6 protein-coding genes are annotated in these 4,493 nt (G+C 31.2%); all 6 read left to right on the plus strand.

Features of this window, described 5'->3' with window-relative positions:
- Positions 1 to 332 precede the first annotated feature (332 nt).
- The 6 genes from HFD15_RS13810 (at position 333) to HFD15_RS13835 (ending at position 4,255) form a co-directional block, all read left to right on the plus strand.
- On the plus strand, positions 333 to 1,511 hold the full coding sequence (locus HFD15_RS13810; RefSeq protein WP_167593796.1) for a RepB family plasmid replication initiator protein: 1,179 nt from the start codon (positions 333 to 335) through the stop codon (positions 1,509 to 1,511).
- Positions 1,508 to 2,161, plus strand: coding sequence for a hypothetical protein (locus HFD15_RS13815; protein ID WP_167593797.1), 654 nt, complete (start codon positions 1,508 to 1,510; stop codon positions 2,159 to 2,161). Before HFD15_RS13810 ends, HFD15_RS13815 begins: the two co-directional genes overlap by 4 nt.
- Complete coding sequence (locus tag HFD15_RS13820) at positions 2,149 to 2,646, plus strand: restriction endonuclease subunit S (protein WP_181952289.1); 498 nt, start codon at positions 2,149 to 2,151, stop codon at positions 2,644 to 2,646. Before HFD15_RS13815 ends, HFD15_RS13820 begins: the two co-directional genes overlap by 13 nt.
- A 13-nt stretch (positions 2,647 to 2,659) precedes the next feature.
- Entirely contained in the window at positions 2,660 to 2,767 is a 108-nt protein-coding gene (locus tag HFD15_RS14560; RefSeq protein WP_232990237.1) for a hypothetical protein, read from the plus strand.
- Positions 2,768 to 2,793: 26 nt separating this feature from the next.
- A complete protein-coding gene (locus HFD15_RS13830; RefSeq protein ID WP_104858186.1) occupies positions 2,794 to 3,174 on the plus strand; it encodes a hypothetical protein in 381 nt (126 codons plus the stop codon).
- 130 nt (positions 3,175 to 3,304) lie between these two features.
- Complete coding sequence (locus HFD15_RS13835) at positions 3,305 to 4,255, plus strand: magnesium transporter CorA family protein (RefSeq protein WP_167593799.1); 951 nt, start codon at positions 3,305 to 3,307, stop codon at positions 4,253 to 4,255.
- Positions 4,256 to 4,493: the final 238 nt, after the last annotated feature.

The following is a 4,493-nucleotide window of genomic DNA, read 5'->3' on the forward strand; positions in this document are numbered from 1 at the left end:
GCTTACGGGATGATTTTGACTTTTGATTTTAAATTTTTGAAAAAAATAAAAAAAGGCGAAGCCTATATTAATTTATCATATATATTTTAATCTTTTATTCTTTTGCGTGGAAAGAAAGTCAGTGGTAGTGAGGAGTTACAAAATTTAATAGTAACAAAAAACTATGTATACAATAACAAAAAACTATGTATACAGTAACAAAAAACTATGTATACAATAACAAAAAACTTGTTAATGTTATTGTTTATGGTATAATAAAAGCATAGAGAAAATCTCTCGCAAAAAAGGTTTCTCTATGCTTAACCAAAATTACTCATAAGGAGCAACTTCTCATGGAAATTATAACAAAAAAATACCCTTATAACAACTATCTAGACAATGAAAGGACAGTGTGTTCTTTGAAAGAAATTGAGAAACGAAAAATTGTCGAGCATAACGACCTAATTACCAGCGTTGCCAAAATGGATAAAGTCCCTTTAAAGATTTTTGAGTTAGCCGTGTCTTGTATTGATACCGAAGAACCCCCAAAAAATAATACTGTTTATCTTTCAAAAACAGAACTTTTTGCTTTTTTTAAGGTGGACGATAGTAACAAACACAGTAGATTTAAAGAAGCCATAACTACCTTACATCAACAGTCTGTTTTTGAAATACGAGAAATGAACGAGCATAAAAATAAATTTGAGTATCGAGTAATTAGTCCTTTAGAAGAAACAACATGGAATGATTATAATGACATTATTTCTATGACCTTTACTAAGTCGATTATGCCTTATTTGATTGAGTTAAAAACTAAATTTACGCAATATGCTTTGTCTGACCTTGCAGACTTAAACAGTAAGTACAGCATTATTCTCTATAAATGGTTGTCCATGAATTATAACCAGTACGAGCATTACAGTGCCAAAGGCGGACGGCGAGTCAACCAAGTAGAAAGTTACCGCAATCCCTCAATCACCGTCAAAGAATTACGAGAAATAACAGATACTAAAAAAATATATGAAAATTTCCCAATGTTTGAAAAAAGAGTTTTAAAAACAGCAGTTCAAGAAATTAAAGCTCACACCTCTTTTAACGTGTCTTATGACAAAATCAAAGCAGGGCGTTCGATTGATAGCATTGTCTTTCATATCGAAAAGAAACGCCAAGCAGACGATAACAGCTATAAGTTAGAAGATAAAGTCTACCAAGACGACAAAAAAGCTAAAGAGGAAAACGAGCAGTTACTATCAGGAAAAGCATTACAAAGCCCATATACTAAGTTATTGATTGAGAACTTTCTTTTATCTCCTCTTGAAATGACCGACACCTCCACAATGGCAGGCTTACAAAAAAATGTTTATCCGCTTTATGACGAACTGAAAGAGCTAAGGGGCTTGAATGGCGTGAAAGACCACTTGTCTTATGTTGCCAGCAAACAAGAAGCCTATTCCAAACGCAATGTCGCTAAATATCTCAAAAAAGCCATTGAACAATACCTACCAACGGTTAAAAGGCAGGACTTATCATGATTGAAGAATTAAAAACAATCAAAGAGCTGGCGGACGAGTGGGGAATATCAAAGCAAGCAGTTTTAAAAAGAATACAAAAACTCCCAAGCAATAAAAAACCGCAAAAAGTTAATGGTAAGTATCTTATATCTCTTGAAATAAAAAAGGAAATGGAAAGTGAAATTAACCGAGATACAACCAACAACCGAGATACAACCAACAACCGAGATACAACCAACAACCGAGATACAACCGACAACCGAGATACAACCGACAACCGAGATACAACCAACAACCGAGATACAACCGACAACCGAGATACAACCAACAAAATTTTAGAAATGGTTGTAAAAGATAAAAAAGAATTATATTCAATAATACATGAACTAGAATTAAGATTGAAAGAAAGTCAAAATCTTTTAGACCAACAGCAACGCCTAGCCTTGCAGGATAAAAAGTTGCTAGAAGAATATAAGGCGGAGAATGACAATCTCAAAGCTCTTAAAATGCCTACACAGGAAACAGAATTCAAACACTTAGATAATCAATATAAAGATGAAGTGAACGCTCTTAAAGAGAAGTTGGAAAATTTGCAGGAACAAATCAAAGACCAAAAAAGGATAGAAGAACAAGAAAAACCAAGAAAATGGTGGGGACTATGGCGAAAATAGATGATTCAGTTAAAAACAAAGTTCCAGAATTGCGATTTAAAGGATTCACGGATGATTGGGAAGAGCGTAAGTTTTCAGACTTCACTAAATTGTCACAGGGACTACAAATAGCTATATCTGATAGATTTACAGAAGCTGGACCAAATAAAGAATTTTACATTACTAATGAATTTTTAAATCCTAACAATACAAAAAAATATTATATTGAAAATCCTTCAAAAAATGTAATCGCTAATACAAATGATATTTTAATGACACGAACAGGAAACACAGGGAAAGTAGTTACTAACACAAAAGGAGCATTTCATAATAATTTTTTTAAGATAGATTATGATCCCAAAAAAATATCAAAATTATTTTTATATTTCTTACTAACATCAATACCTATACAAAAAGAAATCTTAATACGAGCAGGTACTTCTACAATTCCAGATTTAAACCATAAAGATTTTTATAAAAATAAAAGTTTATTTACCAATATTTGAAGAACAACAAAGAATCGGTTCGTTCTTCAAACAGTTAGATGACACTATCGCTCTTCATCAACGGAAGTTAGATTTGTTGAAAGAACAGAAAAAAGGCTTTTTACAAAAGATGTTTGTTTGATATTTTGAATAGAAAAGAGAGATAAAGTGAAGTTTTTAAATTTTTTGAACTATAAATATTTAAACTGGGTATTATATGGTATTACATTATTTTTTATTGTTTATTACTTTTTTACCGATGATGATATTTTTTTAATTTTAGCAATACTTTTTCTTGTTTCATCTAATTTTAGTGATAACTTAATTGAAGTTCTTACAGAACCAGAAATTCGGTCTATGACGGATGAAGAACAACAGATTATTAAAGCTATGATTTTGGAAAATAAGAAAGACGTAGTAGTTATCAAAAAGATTAGAGAGTATACAAATTTAGGTGTTTTACAAGCCAAAAAAGTATATGAAAAAATAAAAAGGGTCTATAATTATAAATTAGATAATACATTAGAAGCTGGAGACAAGATTGTCTAGATAATGTGTGAGATAAAATTTTTGGCAGGTTATCATACATAAGACAAAATGTTTTTAAAACTGATAACGTATTTATTCCACAACAATTACGCATTTATTTTTGAGAAAAATATAAAGCAGGAGGCTTACAATGCTGAAAACTTATTCCTTAACAAAAGATACATTGTTAGTTTCGTCAGAATCAAATATCAAAAATTCTTCTGTTGTTTATGTTTATGGTGACGAACGAGAATATATCGAATCTTATGAACATAAATACGACTTTAAAATAGGCAATATACTAACGTTTGATGATCAAGTTGCATATGACACGATGATAGATCAGAACGATGAAAAAAGTTTGCTCGTAAGTTTTTTGTTTCCCGAGGTACATGAAGGTGAGCATCTAGATAATCTGACGACATCTGTTGTTTTCTTGGTATTTAAAAATAAGTTGATAATTTTTACAAAACAAAAATTAAAATTCATTCCCGAACTCTTATCCAATATGGTTTTACGTGATGTCAATCATTTCGTGGAGGAAGTACTTTTAAAGATCATGCAAAAAGATCTCTATGTGATGCTTAACGACCTTCGTGGAGTCAAGGAAAAGATTGATGATTTAGACTCAGAAATATCAACGTCCGGTTCACTCAGACCAACGTTTGGTGATTTATTGACTCTTCAAAAATACATGATAGCTTTGTCAACAACTTATAAAGCTAACCATAAAGCGCTTGATTTCATTAAAAAAAATTTCACAACTATTGACGATATTGATTTTAGTATTAAAAAAATAATTGATGAGTTATACGATACAAGTGATACAATGGATAGAATCATTTTAGGTTACAGCCAATATTTGGACAATTTGGAAGATATGATAAACAATATGATTTCGTATCAGCTAAACATGATTATGAAAACCCTAACCGAGATATCAATTGTTTTGACTATTCCAGCAGTTATTTTTGGCTTTTGGGGAATCAATGTCCATGTCCCGTTTGAAAAGTCTTCTTATGGTGTTTTAGCCGTATTGATTATCTCTGCTATACTAAGTCTAATTTGCTGGTTTTTGATGCGACGCAAAACATATTTGTAAAGTATTTGTGATACCCTAATATGATTTAAAGCAGAATTTCTTTGTTGACTTTTTAAAAGGCTGATTCCTTTCAATAATTTAATAGCTTCAGCGGCTGCTTGGAAGACTGACATATTAGCCTCGATATCATCGAATAACTAGATACAGAAAAATAGGTTCTGTTGCAAAGTTTTAAATAAAGAATAAAATCCCTTACGGTATCTATGATTTAAGCTGGGATTTCCAATAATACCTTGAT

The sequence above is a fragment of the Lactococcus sp. EKM203L genome (genome assembly GCF_011800585.1).
GTDB classification, from domain to species: domain Bacteria; phylum Bacillota; class Bacilli; order Lactobacillales; family Streptococcaceae; genus Lactococcus; species Lactococcus lactis.

Bases quoted from the DNA above. Each gene is read 5' to 3' on its own strand.
- HFD15_RS13810 (WP_167593796.1), top strand. From the start codon at position 333: ATGGAAATTATAACAAAAAAATACCCTTATAACAACTATCTAGACAAT.
- HFD15_RS13815 (WP_167593797.1), top strand. From the start codon at position 1,508: ATGATTGAAGAATTAAAAACAATCAAAGAGCTGGCGGACGAGTGGGGA.
- HFD15_RS13820 (WP_181952289.1), top strand. From the start codon at position 2,149: ATGGCGAAAATAGATGATTCAGTTAAAAACAAAGTTCCAGAATTGCGA.
- HFD15_RS13835 (WP_167593799.1), top strand. From the start codon at position 3,305: ATGCTGAAAACTTATTCCTTAACAAAAGATACATTGTTAGTTTCGTCA.